At 45.6% G+C, this 13,157-nt stretch carries 12 protein-coding genes and 1 pseudogene; 6 read left to right on the top strand and 7 right to left on the bottom strand.

What is annotated here, in order from left to right; genetic code table 11:
* Positions 1-28 precede the first annotated feature (28 nt).
* Positions 29-2,326: a phosphoenolpyruvate--protein phosphotransferase gene (gene ptsP / locus KUG37_RS07935; protein ID WP_216935199.1), complete on the bottom strand. Its 2,298-nt coding sequence runs from the start codon at positions 2,324-2,326 to the stop codon at positions 29-31.
* A gap of 88 nt (positions 2,327-2,414) precedes the next feature.
* On the bottom strand, positions 2,415-2,897 hold the full coding sequence (locus tag KUG37_RS07930; RefSeq protein ID WP_216935201.1) for an RNA pyrophosphohydrolase: 483 nt from the start codon (positions 2,895-2,897) through the stop codon (positions 2,415-2,417).
* A 182-nt stretch (positions 2,898-3,079) separates the two neighbouring features.
* Between KUG37_RS07930 and KUG37_RS07925 the strand changes: the two genes are divergently transcribed.
* Positions 3,080-3,730, top strand: coding sequence for an HAD family phosphatase (locus KUG37_RS07925; RefSeq protein WP_216935203.1), 651 nt, complete (start codon positions 3,080-3,082; stop codon positions 3,728-3,730).
* Between the two features lie 168 nt (positions 3,731-3,898).
* On the top strand, positions 3,899-4,147 hold the full coding sequence (locus KUG37_RS07920) for a DUF2789 family protein (RefSeq protein ID WP_216935205.1): 249 nt from the start codon (positions 3,899-3,901) through the stop codon (positions 4,145-4,147).
* A 43-nt stretch (positions 4,148-4,190) separates the two neighbouring features.
* Here KUG37_RS07920 and ovoA read toward each other — a convergent pair whose 3' ends face one another.
* The 3 genes from ovoA to KUG37_RS07905 all read right to left on the bottom strand — a co-directional run bounded on the left by ovoA (position 4,191) and on the right by KUG37_RS07905 (position 7,821).
* On the bottom strand, positions 4,191-6,365 hold the full coding sequence (gene ovoA / locus KUG37_RS07915; RefSeq protein ID WP_216935208.1) for a 5-histidylcysteine sulfoxide synthase: 2,175 nt from the start codon (positions 6,363-6,365) through the stop codon (positions 4,191-4,193).
* A 150-nt stretch (positions 6,366-6,515) separates the two neighbouring features.
* Positions 6,516-7,391: a LysR family transcriptional regulator gene (locus tag KUG37_RS07910; RefSeq protein WP_216935209.1), complete on the bottom strand. Its 876-nt coding sequence runs from the start codon at positions 7,389-7,391 to the stop codon at positions 6,516-6,518.
* 193 nt (positions 7,392-7,584) lie between these two features.
* Positions 7,585-7,821: a DUF2061 domain-containing protein gene (locus KUG37_RS07905; RefSeq protein ID WP_216935211.1), complete on the bottom strand. Its 237-nt coding sequence runs from the start codon at positions 7,819-7,821 to the stop codon at positions 7,585-7,587.
* Between the two features lie 261 nt (positions 7,822-8,082).
* On the opposite strand from KUG37_RS07905, the gene leuC reads away from it, so the two are divergent.
* The 4 genes from leuC (at position 8,083) to leuB (ending at position 12,014) form a co-directional block, all read left to right on the top strand.
* Positions 8,083-9,516, top strand: a complete 1,434-nt coding sequence (gene leuC, locus KUG37_RS07900; protein ID WP_216935213.1) for a 3-isopropylmalate dehydratase large subunit — start codon at positions 8,083-8,085, stop codon at positions 9,514-9,516.
* Between the two features lie 74 nt (positions 9,517-9,590).
* Positions 9,591-10,241, top strand: a complete 651-nt coding sequence (gene leuD, locus KUG37_RS07895; protein ID WP_216935215.1) for a 3-isopropylmalate dehydratase small subunit — start codon at positions 9,591-9,593, stop codon at positions 10,239-10,241.
* Positions 10,242-10,328: 87 nt separating this feature from the next.
* Positions 10,329-10,892, top strand: a complete 564-nt coding sequence (locus KUG37_RS07890) for a hypothetical protein (protein WP_216935217.1) — start codon at positions 10,329-10,331, stop codon at positions 10,890-10,892.
* Positions 10,893-10,934: 42 nt separating this feature from the next.
* Entirely contained in the window at positions 10,935-12,014 is a 1,080-nt protein-coding gene (gene leuB, locus KUG37_RS07885; protein ID WP_216935219.1) for a 3-isopropylmalate dehydrogenase, read from the top strand.
* Positions 12,015-12,084: 70 nt separating this feature from the next.
* Here the strand turns inward: leuB and KUG37_RS07880 are convergent, their stop codons facing one another.
* Both KUG37_RS07880 and KUG37_RS07875 read right to left on the bottom strand, forming a co-directional pair.
* Complete coding sequence (locus KUG37_RS07880) at positions 12,085-12,471, bottom strand: hypothetical protein (RefSeq protein ID WP_216935221.1); 387 nt, start codon at positions 12,469-12,471, stop codon at positions 12,085-12,087.
* A 151-nt stretch (positions 12,472-12,622) separates the two neighbouring features.
* Positions 12,623-13,004 (bottom strand): annotated as a pseudogene (locus KUG37_RS07875) (hypothetical protein).
* Positions 13,005-13,157 lie beyond the last annotated feature (153 nt).

The following is a 13,157-nucleotide window of genomic DNA, read 5'->3' as shown; positions in this document are numbered from 1 at the left end:
CTGTCGAGGGACTGGAAAAAGTCCCGTATTAAGCACCCACCATACGCGTGGCTGATTTCACCATATCTCCCAGGCCATGGGTTCTGAAATAATATTCTAACCAGCTTTTTACCATCAGCGGATTGTCCATTTTTAACACATGTTGCAGTAATTCCTGTGCATCACTCATCGGAACATGACAAATGGTTTTACGTACCTTTAGGATATTGCTCGAACTCATCGACAGGGTATTAAAGCCCATGGCCATGAGCAAAACCGCAGAAAGCGGATCACCTGCCATTTCACCGCAGATACTGACCGGTTTTTCATTACGATGACAGTCCTGTACCAGACGGGTCAGGGCACGCAGCACGGCAGGGTGTAAATGTGAATAGACATTGGCAACCCGTGGATTATTACGATCGACTGCCAAAAGATATTGGGTCAGGTCGTTGGAGCCGACCGAGAAGAAATCGACCAGTTCGGAAAATTCATCAATCTGATAGAGCACGCTGGGAACTTCCACCATAATGCCGAGTTTCGGCTTGTTCACCTTGACCTGCTCCTCTTCCTGAATCGCAACGTAATCACGTTCTAACAGGTAGAGTGCTTCCTCGACTTCACTGACACTGGTCACCATTGGCAACAGAATATGCAGGTTGTTCAGCCCGATACTGGCTTTGAGCATGGCGCGAATTTGTGATGAAAAAATTTCTGGATGATCCAGGGTAAAACGAATGCCACGCCAGCCCAGTGCCGAATTTTCTTCTTCAATCGAGAAATAGGGCAGGTCTTTATCTGCACCAATGTCTAGAGTTCGCATCACCACCGGTTTATTGGCAAAGTGACTGAGTTGCTGGCGATAGATCGCGCGTTGCTCTTCTTCACCTGGGAAACGGTCGCGTAGCATAAACGGAATTTCAGAGCGGTATAAACCAACGCCTTTGGCACCGCGCTGCACGCCACGGACTACATCAATCATCAGGCCGGTATTGACGAACAGTTTTACCGCTATGCCATCCGGGGTAATCGTATCTTTGGTTTCGTACTGGCGCAGATCTTTAGCGATCTGTTCTTCTTCTTTTTGAATTTCTTTATAGCGACTGCGTAGGCGACGTGGCGGATTAATAAAGACCCGACCCTGATGCGCATCGACAATCATCTCCACATCATCGAGGGTATTAATCGGCAGTTCAGTTACACCGACTACAGTCGGAATGCCGAGGGCGCGCGCCACAATTACCATATGCGAGTTCATCGCACCTTCAGTGGTGACGATCGCAGCAATTTTATCCACTGGCAGTTCAACCAGCGCGGCCGTCGAAATTTCTTCACCAATCAGGATGCTTTCATCGGTCAGTTCACGGTGACTGGCATCGGCTTCCTGTAAACGCGCCAGAATACGCCGACCCAGATCTTTCAGGTCTGCTACCCGTTCACGCAAATACTCATCTTCCATCTGGAAAAATTGCGCCACATGATTGTCAATCACAATCCGTACTGCACCTTGTGCCCAGTGACCTTCACGAATAAAAGCCTTAATTTCTGCAGGCAGGGCATTTTCATCCAGCATACGCAAGAATACGCTAAACAGTGCGCGCTCTTCAGCCATGAGCGCATCCTGCATCTTGTCATCGAGCCACTGAATTTCTTCACGGACCGAGTTCAGTGCGCTATCCAGTAGCATCAGTTCTTCACTGATGTCATCGGCTTCCCGTTCCGGCACAGCAGTAAGATCCGCTGGCGGATAGAGAATCACCGCACGGCCTAAGGCAATCCCCCCAGAACCGGAAACACCCTGAAAGGTTTTATAGGCGGGCAGGTTGCTCGGCTTACGAAATACATCAATATTGCCCACCGCATGGGCATGTGCAATCACACCAGAGAGCTGTGCGCACAGTGTGACCAGAAAGGATTCGGCGGCTTCAGAAAAGTCTTGGGACTCTTTATTCTGAACTACCAGCACGCCCATGACCTTACGACGGTACATGACTGGAACGCCAAGGAAAGAGTTGTAAAGCTCTTCACCGGTTTCAGGCAAGAACAGGAAGCGTTCATGTTTGGGAGCATTGTCCAGATTGACAATTTCCTCACGCTGACCCACCAGACCCACCAGACCTTCACCGGTCTGCAGAGACACATGGCCAACAGATTCCGCATTCAAGCCTTTTGAAGCCATGAGTAGATAACGCTGATTACGTTCATCAAGGAGGTAGATTGAGCAGACATCGACTTGCATGGCCTCAGCCACATGTTTGACCATGATATCGAGCGATTCATGCAAACTGGTAGACGCATTGATCTCCTGAACAATACGTCTCAAGGTGTCCAGTTGCATATTCGACATAAGGTCTGCTCCGTGTTAAGAAAATTTCAGTGATGAGTTTATTTATAACAATAGCCGAGTAAAAAATCTGCATAATTTATGCGATTTTTTAAGGTTTTTGCTGGGGAAGTTGCTGACACAACTCCACCAGGGCTTTGCGGTAAACATCACGTTTGAAATTCACGACTTGACCAAGTGGGTACCAGTAACTGACCCATTGCCATTGATCAAATTCGGGCGGATCAGACAAATTCAACTGAATATTCTGTGCCGAGGCCGTCAGTTTGAGTAAAAACCACTTTTGTTTTTGACCAATACAGACCGGATCAGAATCCGTACGAATGTATCGATGTGGCAAACGATAGCGCAACCAGCCTTTGGTTTGCGCAATGATCTGGACGTGTTCGGGCAATAAGCCAATTTCTTCTCTCAGCTCACGATACAGTGCCTGTTCAGGGGTTTCTCCATACTGGATACCTCCTTGTGGAAATTGCCATGCATTATGACCAATGCGTTTTGCCCATAAAACCTGTCCAGCGTCGTTTGCCAAAATGATCCCGACATTCGGTCGGAAACCTTCAGAGTCGATCATTTGGCTACCTAAAAATTGTTTAATTTATGCCTTTGCCATCGGGGAGCATTATTTCGTTATCCAACTCGAAAAAAGCAAAGTTTAAAAATGTTAAAATTGCTATGATCTTAACGAATTTCTATCGACTAGCGGAGATAGATTTACAATTTTTTTCTTAAATTTCAGTTTTTACGAGTATTTTCATGAAATTGGCGCTATTTGATCTTGATCACACCTTGTTAAACACGGATTCGGATCATTCCTGGGGAGAGTTTTTGGTCAGTGAGGGCCTGGTCGATCCAGTTCAGCATCGCGCCATGAATGACAAATTTTATGACGATTATAAAAAGGGCCAGCTGGATCCCTATGCCTATAATGAATTTGTATTTCAGTTTCTGACCCAACATGACCATGATTATCTGGTTGAATTACATAAATTGTTCATGCAAAAAGTCATTCGTCCACAGATGCGTCCCGAAGGTTTTAAGGCAATCGAGCGCCACCGTGAAGCGGGGCATGCCTTAGTGGGGATTACTGCAACTTCAGACTTTATTACCGCCCCTATTTTTCGTGAATTTGGGATTACTGAAATTATTGCCACCAATGCTGAAGTCATTGATGGAAAATATACCGGTAAGGTCATCAATACGGCGTGTTATCAACAAGGCAAGCTGGTGCGTCTGGAACAGTGGCTAGAAGGTCGCGATGTGACCGAGTCTTGGGCCTATTCAGATTCCATTAATGACCGTTTCTTGCTGGAATACGCAGACCATGCGATTGCGGTCAATCCGGATGATCGCCTGGAAGTTCTGGCTAAGGAACAGGGCTGGGATATACAGGACTGGTCGCTCTAAGAATTCCAAATTCATTCATGTGACCTATTCAGCACAGCTTCGGTTGTGCTTTTTATTTGCCTGAATGCAATGTGAGTATTAATGTTTTTTCACAGTCCACTTGCATCGGACATGCTATGCTCGAAAAACAGGACATGAAAACAATGGAAAAGTTTGAGGTGTAATGATATGACTCACGTTCGACCGCGTATGACACATCTGTTTCAGCAGCTTGGCCTGGACTCCACTGCGGAAGGCATTGAAAATTTCATTCATGAACATCAACTGCATAAAGATCTGACTTTGCTCGATGCACCCTACTGGTCAGAAGCCCAGCGTCAATTTTTAACCGAAAAAATTGCATCGGATGGTTCATGGGCAATTGTGGTAGATCAACTCAATGAATCCCTGCATGAAAACTCAACCAGTGAAGGATGAGATAAAGGCCAATCATACGATTGGCTTTTTTAGAGCATAACCTTTAGCGAACTCGTTTCCAGATTGTGACTTGTGACAGGCTATGTTGATACTTTCTTGCCGTTTCACGAATTACAAAAGGCACATCCTGAGGCTCGTTCACGAGTTCAAAATGCTGAGTTAAAATATTGGAAATACCAGTCAATGTCGTGATGTTTCCCCCATCCTGCTGAAAACCGCCCAGCCATTCACTACGCGCAGTATGTTCTTCCAGCCAGGTATAAGGCGAGCTTAGCATTAAAATTCCACCCATATTGATACGCTCATGAATGTGCGCCAAAACGTCTTTGGGATGATGCAGCCGGTCAATCAGGTTGGCCGCCAGAATAAAATCATAACCGCTGAAATGCGCTTTCAGATTACAGGCATCCGCCTGAAAAAATTCTATTTTAGACACAAGCTGATCCAAACCCACATCTGCAAGTGAACAGCTTTTATCTTCATTGATTTCACCTTCTACTGGTAGCTTATAACGTACCTTGTTGCCTTGGGCCAGATAGTCTGCCTGCTGAATAAAACGTGCAGAAAAGTCCAGACCGGTCACCTGATCAAAATACCGTGCCAGTTCAAAGCTGGCGCGGCCGGTGGCACAGCCAATATCCAAGGCCCTATGACACGACGTTTCCTGAAAGTACGGTTGTGCCAAAATAACCAAGGTTTTGGCAAAATTAGCTACGTCAAAATATTCGGCGCCGTACTGGAATTCCAGATATTGAGAGACCAGCTGGTCGCTTTCATACTGTGAAGGAAATTGTTGCAGAGCTTGATCAGAGGCAACATAGCGAAAGCCCGTGTGCTGAAAGAAATGCCGTCTGAAGGCATAACGCGAACTATATAGGGCTTCATTACCGGCCGAAATCCAGGAGCCACCTTTTATCAGGTTGTGGCGACCGTCAAAGGTCGGGCTGCTGAAATCATCATAAAATGGATGCACCTGAAAACCCTGAAATGGATAGATCGGAGTTTCAGTCCACTGCCAGACATTGCCTTGAATATCATAAAAATCGCCCTGCTGAAAATGATCAACCGGGCAGGAGCTGGTGCCGTATTTCAATTCGATATTGGCCTGTTCAGGACTCGGTAAATGTGGATCGAGGTCAGAAACTGCATACAGGCGATACCACTCATCTTCAGTCGGTAAGCGAATGGTTTTTTCAAGCTGTTGCGATTTCCACTGACAAAAGGCCTTGGCTTCATGATAATTTACTTCTACCGGCCAGTCCCAAGGCATCGGGACTTCTTCCAGCATCAGTCGCAGTGACCAGCCCAATTCAGTTTTGCGCCAAAAAACCGGATGGGTCGCTTGTGAAAATTGCAGCCAGCCTAGACCTTCTTCATTCCAGTATTGTTCGGCCTGATAGCCTTCTGCTTCGACAAATGCCAGAAACTCCTGATTTGACACCAGATATTTGGAAGCTGCAAAAGCCTCAACCTCGGCTTCATGCTGGCCGTATTCATTGTCCCAGCCATAAAATGGAGAGTTGAAATCTTTCTGCAGATGCACTTTGCCTTCAGGCACAGCCAGCAAGCTGTTATCCGGGGCAATACCGGTAATGATATTGGCGCGCCACTGCGGATGCTGGCGTACATGTTCCAGAGCATGCTGGCGAATCAGCACAGAAGATGTTTCCAGATGAATCCGTTCATGCTCAATACCCATAATGAGCGTCCACCAAGGGTTCTGCCAGCTCAAGGGCAGAGTCAGCGGGGCATGCTCGAGAATGTTCAAGATCAGGGCGCGCACCTGATGCCGATAATCGCGAACTGCCTGCACGGTAGGCCAGGCATGATGCACTTCATCTAGATCGTCCCAGCCCATTTCGTCCACACCGATCGCGAAGATACTTTCAAAATGCGGATTCACACGTTCGCTAATCAGTTTGCTGAGCAGCAGTTTATTGACAAAAAAAGTCGCAGTATGCGCAAAATAAAAAATTAGCGGATGACGTAAGGTAATAGGCTTGATAAAAAAAGTATCTTCATGTTTCAAGCATTCAAACAACTGTTCGTAGGTGTCAAAGGTATTCAGGAAATATTCACGCAGGCTGTGTCTAGCAGTCTGTTCATCGGCAAAATCAAGCGCAGGCGTAGGCAGCAGCATCGGTTTGGCCGAAAGCCATGGGCTGCTGGCATTTGTTTGATTTTTAGAGGGGGATTTTAGGGGGGAATCGAGCTGCATCCGTCAGGCTCCATCGAATAATTTTAAGCATTCCTTTGCCTTGCAAAAGAATGGAATTATCTTAAAAATACTCGAAAGATATCGCCAGATGGGGGGTATTTAGGTAACAAAATGCTGCACCGTTTCGGATGCAGCATGATTAGGATCAGTTTAAATAGACAGGGCAGCACCCTGCATGAGCTGAACCAGAGCCTGTGCCGCTTTGGACTGAGTACGGCCCGGATGCCAGACCATACCCAAACGACGGTTCATTTCCAGATTAATATCCAGCTGGTGCAGGTCGTGATTGACCAGAGTTTTTGGCAGCACAGACCAACCCAAACCAATCGATACTAGCATCCGGATCGACTCCAGCGGATTATTGCTCATGCTGACTTTCGGTTTAATGCCCTGTTTTTCAAATTCGGCCAAGGTGATCTGTGAGGTATAAGTCTGTGAAGAAGGTAACAGGCTTGGGTAGTCGAGCAAATCTTCCAGACACAGGTTTTTTTGCTGCGCCAGCGGATGAAAAGGTGCAACCACAAAGACCAGAGGATCATTCCAGATGGTCACATAATTCAGACGTGCATCGCCCCGTGGCGGTAAGGTTAAAAATGCCAGTTCCAGATCACCGGCAATCACCTGTTCATGCGCCTGTTCGGAATCAACAAAATGCACATCCAGGGTCACGTCTGGGTATTCCTGAACATAACGACGCAAATGGCTTGGAAGATGATGCAGGCCAATATGATGGCTGGTACCTATTTTCAGTTTGCCCTGTACCTGACCTTGTTCATGGCTCAAGGTATAATGAATATCACCCAGTTCATTCAGCCAGTTTTTCACTTTAGGCAACAGGGAGTGCGCCGCATGGGTGGCCTGTACGCCACGTCCGGCAGACTCAAACAGCTTGACCCCAAAGTATTCTTCCAGACTGTGAATACGTTTGGTGACTGCAGGCTGGGTAATAAAAAGCTGATCTGCGGCCAGAGAAATCGAACCGGTTTCCATGACTTTTACGAAGGCTTCAAAGGCTGCGAGATTCATCTTAATCACCTATAAAGAATTTTTATGTGTAAGTCTATTATTGTTATATTTTAAGAATAAATCAAAGCAAAATAGGCTTATCTATGTTGATTTGTTGAATTACTAAACATTTTCAAAGATTTGGTGTTTTCAAAAACTAAAAAAGACTGCTTTTCTCAGGGCAGTCTTTTATTCAGAACCTCGACAGAAGATATCAGGCGGTGATGTCCTCATTCTGCTGTCCGTTGTTACGTTCCCAGATTTTCTCATGGAAGAAGAAAGCAACGGCCTGTACTGTTGGTTCTAATAAGCTGAGGGCAATTGCCATAGTTAAACTGCCGGTCACCAGGTAACCTACAATCATCGCTACCGTAATATGCATAATGTAATAGCTGAAAGTCTTTTTAAACATACGTTGGTTGTTGTCTACAAAGCGTTGAATATGTGCCATGTCGAAGTTCCTCAAAAGTAGTTATCTCTGCCGATGAACAAATAATAATAATTCTCATTTAGTTTGTAAAAACGAATATTTTTAATAAAAAGATCGGAAAATTAGATTTATGAAAATATAATGAAAGCATGCTTTAATTGAGCTGTTAAAAGATTCCAAAAAGTTTTTTAACTGATAAAAATGATAAATTAGATTTATGTGATTGCAGCGATATAATCAAATTAGAGAAAGAATTTCCCCAGTCCAGTGGAGTACATCGACATGGCAGGCGCAACCCAAACAGCAAAAACATTATATGACAAATTGTGGGATGACCATTTAGTAACGCAACGTGACGATGGTTCTGCCTTATTGTACATCGACCGTCACTTATTACATGAAGTGACCTCTCCACAGGCATTTGAAGGCTTACAGCTTGCCGGGCGTAAGCCATGGCGTTTAAGCGCGAACATTGCTACACCGGATCATAACGTCCCGACCTCGAAAAAAGAGCGTGAACAGGGCGTTGCCGGAATTGAAGATGAAACGTCGCGCATCCAGGTACAAACCTTGGATGATAACTGCAAGACTTTCAATATTGTTGAATTTGATATTAACGATATCCGTCAGGGGATCGCGCATGTGGTCGGGCCGGAGCAAGGCTTGACCTTGCCAGGCATGACTGTGGTTTGTGGTGACTCACATACGGCAACACATGGTGCTTTTGGCTGTTTGGCGCATGGTATCGGTACATCAGAAGTTGAACATGTATTGGCGACCCAGTGCCTGGTTCAAAAGAAGATGAAAAACATGCTGGTGCGCGTTGATGGCAGATTAGGTCAGGGCGTGACACCGAAAGATGTAGTTTTGGCGATTATCGGCAAGATTGGTACGGCTGGCGGTACCGGCCATGCGATTGAATTTGGCGGTCAGGTGTTCCGTGACATGTCGATTGAAGGTCGTATGACTGTGTGTAACATGGCGATTGAAGCCGGTGCACGTGTGGGTATGGTCGCTGTTGATGACAAAACCATTGAGTATGTCCAAGGCCGTCCGTATGCCCCGACTGCAGAACAGTGGGATCAGGCAGTAGCTTACTGGAATACCTTGCATTCGGATGAAGGTGCATACTTTGACAGGGTAGTTGTATTGCAAGGTGAAGAAATCGAGCCGCAAGTGTCTTGGGGGACTTCTCCTGAAATGGTCATTCCAGTGTCTCAGGCAGTACCGACTCTGGAACAAGCCAAAGACGAGGTACAACGCAATGACTGGAACCGTGCTTATCAGTATATGGGTTTAAATGCGGGTCAGGCCTTGGCTGAAATTCAACTAGATCGTGTTTTTATTGGCTCATGCACCAACTCGCGTATTGAAGATATCCGTGCTGCGGCTGAAGTGATTAAAGGCCGTAAAGTTGCAGCTTCAATTAAACAGGCGATGGTCGTTCCGGGTTCTGGTTTGGTTAAACAGCAGGCTGAAGCTGAAGGCTTGGATCAAGTATTTTTGGCGGCTGGGTTTGAATGGCGTGAACCCGGTTGTTCCATGTGTTTAGCGATGAATGCAGACAAGTTACAACCGGGCGAGCATTGCGCATCGACTTCAAACCGTAACTTTGAAGGTCGTCAGGGCAATGGCGGTCGTACCCATCTGGTCAGCCCGGCCATGGCAGCAGCCGCTGCAATTGCCGGTCACTTTGTTGATGTCCGTTCATTCTAGTTTAAGCCCTCATTCAAACCTTCTCCTCATGGGAGAGGGCTAGGGAGAGGTTACGGGTTCATTGGGAAATAAACATGAAAGCTTATACCGTAGAACAAGGTATCGTTGCACCATTAGACCGTGCCAATGTCGATACAGATTTAATTATTCCAAAACAGTTTTTGAAATCGATCAAACGTACCGGTTTTGGTGACAACCTGTTTGATGAATTGCGTTATCTGGATGAAGGCTATCCGGGGCAGGACAATTCAGTTCGTCCGCTTAATCCGGATTTCGTCTTGAACCAGCCACGGTATCAGGGTGCGAGTATCTTAATTTCACGTGCCAACTTTGGTTGTGGTTCAAGTCGTGAACATGCGCCGTGGGCATTGAGCGAATATGGTTTCCGTACCGTGATCGCGCCAAGTTTTGCCGATATTTTCTTTAATAACTGTTTTAAAAACGGGATGTTGCCAGTGATTTTGGCAGAAGAGATTGTTGAGCAGTTATTTAAAGAATGTGCAGCAGATGAAGGCTATCAACTGACGATTGACTTGCAGGCACAGGAAGTTCGCACGCCAACAGGTGAAAGCTTTAAGTTTGAAGTTGATCCATTTCGCAAGCATTGTCTGTTAAATGGTCTGGATGATATTGGCTTAACTTTACAGGTAGCAGATGACATTCGTGCCTATGAAGAAAAAACCCAACAATCACGTCCATGGGTATTTGCTGAAATTCATGGATAAATCAGCGACAATTGTCATAGCATGACTGCGACGCCCTTGCTAATATCGAAAGATTATTGAGTCTTTTGATTGGGTAAGACAGACATTATGGCGAATTATTGGAAACAGTGGCTTGCTTTAAGTACAGTATCGGTGCTGATGACTGCATGTCAAAGCATCGATACGATGAAGCTCAGACATGCCAAAGCAAATATCGAGAGCAAAAACAATGCCCTGATTTACTGTACAGGGACGCCAGATTGCCAGTTTGAGCGCTTAAACCAGACCATTATTGTCAAAGCTGACAATGGCCGCATCAGTGATGCAGCGCAAAAGCAAAAACTGGTGCGCTTGCAAGCGAAAAATTTAAATCAGGTCAATCCGATTTACTTGTCTGTACCTGCAGGACAGCATGAGTTGGTGGTTCGTTTTTATCCGATCACCAAGGATAAAGCAGAAACCTTGCATGTGTTTCACCACTTTCAGGCCACTAAAACCTATACCTTAAAAATGTTCCGCGACCGTAGTGCGCGTAGCAGCAGTTTATTAAATGCCTCGGCACCGGATCCGCTCTGCGTAGATCTGGTACAAGAGCAGAAAACCATTCGTCGTTTTTGCAAACCCTATAACGTGGTCAATGGCATCGCAGAGTTTGTAGAAAAGAAAATTTAACCCTTGTCAGGTCTGAATCTGACATTTTAAACGGAAAATCTCATGTCTAAACAAATTTTGATTTTAGCTGGTGACGGCATCGGTCCTGAAATTGTCAAAGCGGCAGAGCAGGTGCTGACTCGTGTAAATGAAAAATTTAATCTCGATTTGACATGGGAACAGGGTTTACTCGGTGGTGCAGCAATTGATGCCCACGGTTCTCCGTATCCTGAAGTGACTTCTGAGCAGGCCAAAAAAGCCGATGCAATTTTACTGGGTGCAGTCGGCGGTCCAAAATGGGATACGATTGAACGTTCAATCCGTCCGGAACGGGGTTTATTAAAACTGCGTAGCGAACTGAACCTGTTTGCCAACTTACGTCCAGCAATTCTGTATCCACAATTAGCTGATGCTTCAAGTTTAAAACCTGAAATCGTGGCGGGGCTGGATATCCTGATTGTGCGTGAATTGACGGGTGGTATTTACTTCGGTCAGCCACGTGGTATCCGTGAACTGGAAAACGGTGAAAAGCAAGGTTATAACACTGACATTTATTCAGAGTCTGAAATTAAACGCATTGCAAAAGTAGCCTTTGAAATGGCTAACCTTCGCAGTGGTAAAGTCTGCTCGGTCGATAAAGCCAACGTACTTGAAGTGACTGAACTGTGGAAACAGACCGTAACTGCACTGAAAGAAGCTGAATATCCTGAAATTAATTTATCGCACATGTATGTCGATAATGCCGCAATGCAACTGGTACGTGCACCGAAGCAGTTTGACGTGATTGTCACCTCTAACCTGTTCGGTGATATCTTGTCGGATGAAGCAGCGATGCTCACCGGTTCAATCGGTATGTTGCCATCGGCATCTCTGGATGAAAATGGCAAAGGTATGTATGAGCCTTGTCATGGTTCTGCGCCAGATATCGCCGGTCAAAACCTGGCAAATCCATTGGCGACAATTCTGTCGGTTGCGATGATGCTACGTTATACCTTCCGTGAAGAAGCGGCTGCAAAAGCGATTGAAGATGCAGTAGGTCAGGTCTTGGATCAAGGCTTGCGTACGGCAGATATCATGTCTGAAGGCATGCAAAAAGTCGGTACGGTTGAAATGGGTCAAGCGGTAGTTGCTGCATTGAGCTAAGCCAGTTTTGATTAAAAAACGCAGCCTTGAGCTGCGTTTTTTATGGCTGGAATTTCGAATCTGAAAATGATTAACAGGTTCGACCTGAAGTACGGACAGCTGTTGCAATATTATTTTTTAATAAAAAAGTAATTTTACATTGCAGATCAACATCATAGCTATCTGCAGGGCTGATAGGGATGGGGACGGGTCCATTCCCTGCTGAAGGCAAAGGAATAGAAATAGGACGCTGTACCACATAGCTTAATTGATTGGCACTCAGTTTGGGGCCACTGACCTGTTGATAACCCAGGCGTTTCAGATCCAGATTTTGATCGATAAACTGACTGCTTTGTCCAATAAACTGCTGCAAGTAAGCTTCCCGTTCAGTTGGGGTGGTGGTTGGTGAATGTGTACAACCGGTCATGCCGATGACTATACCCAAGAGACTTAGGGATACTCGATGAGATAACAACATAATTCACTCCTGCACAGGACTGACTGAAGACTAGTGTAGGCAGAAAATGGCAGGGTTATTGTTGTAATTTGACACACGGTTTAGAGCGGTATACTGATGAGTTGGATCCCTAATTTACCCCATCCAGGCTCTGAACTTCACTGAATGCAGTTCAGCAAGCTCTACCGGTATAACGAATGTCTTGAACAATTTCACCTTTCAAGTCAAACCAGATGTGGCATTTCATCTCAATATTATAACCCCCATTCGAGGTTGTCGGCATTGGTGCACCCATCAAGATGCTTTGACTAATATTAGGCGTACCCATCGGAATATTTATATCCCGGAAAATAGTGTAGCTGAGAGATTCTGTTGTCTGAATCGGTGTCTGGGAGGTTTTAAATCCCATGGCACGAAGATCAAGTTGGCTGCGAACCTGTGCTGCAGTTTGACCGACATAGGGCTGTAGAGACTGATTACAGATGCTGATTTCCGCCTGTGGCACATGCAACGAGAAACAAGCTGGGAAATAGGGTCAAGCACTTCATATTCATTGTTTTTATACACGTTATTTTAATTACTTAGATTAGCATTTGAAGTGCAACACCATGTTGTTGCCATAATACCTGACTCGGACTTTTAAAGCCGAGTCTTTTTCTTGGACGATGATTTATACGGTCAGTGATTTCTGAAATGTATTCATCCGT

This window comes from Acinetobacter sp. BY419 (assembly GCF_019038395.1).
Taxonomy (GTDB): Bacteria; Pseudomonadota; Gammaproteobacteria; order Pseudomonadales; family Moraxellaceae; genus Acinetobacter.
This window is presented reverse-complemented; position numbering and strand designations above follow the sequence as displayed.